Genomic DNA, 591 nt, shown 5'->3' with positions numbered 1-591 from the left:
ATCTACGTCATGTACATCGACACCGGAACGAACAAAACCTACCGCTGGGACGCGGATGCGCTGAAATACTATGTAGTCGGATCGGACTACAACGACATCAAAATCATAAATGGAGGTGGTGCGGATGGCTAATATCACGCTTAACAGCCGCATTGTAACCCGCAATGCGACGGCGGTACAATGGGAAGCGGCAAACCCAATCCTGCTTAAAGGCGAGCTGGGGCTGGAGGTTGATACCGGGAAAATTAAGTTTGGCGACGGCGTAAAAGCCTGGAGCGCCTTGGCCTATATCGCGGGCAGCGGAGAAGGAACAACGGTCAATATCGAAGATGTGATCGGCGCGGGGACAGCCGCCCAAAAAGACGTTGGCACAGTGGCGGGCAATATCCCGGTGCTTGGCACTGGCGGCAAACTGGCGGTTGATGTGCTACCGGCGATTGCAATATCAGAAACATATGCTGTATCGAGCCAGGCGGAGATGCTGGCCCTGACCGCGCAGACCGGCGATATCGCCATTCGCAGCGATGTAAATAAGAGCTATGTCCTTAGCGCAGATGACCCTGCGGTAGTGGGCAACTGGCTGGAACTGCT

At 54.8% G+C, this 591-nt stretch carries 1 protein-coding gene; it reads left to right on the top strand.

All coding sequences use genetic code 11. The features are described from left to right. Positions 1-124: 124 nt before the first annotated feature. The coding region (locus H8711_RS13915; protein WP_430413585.1) for a hyaluronate lyase N-terminal domain-containing protein at positions 125-591 on the top strand (467 nt) is incomplete at its 3' end.

The organism is Ligaoa zhengdingensis (assembly GCF_014384885.1).
Taxonomy (GTDB): domain Bacteria; phylum Bacillota; class Clostridia; order Oscillospirales; family Ruminococcaceae; genus Ligaoa; species Ligaoa zhengdingensis.
This window is presented reverse-complemented; position numbering and strand designations above follow the sequence as displayed.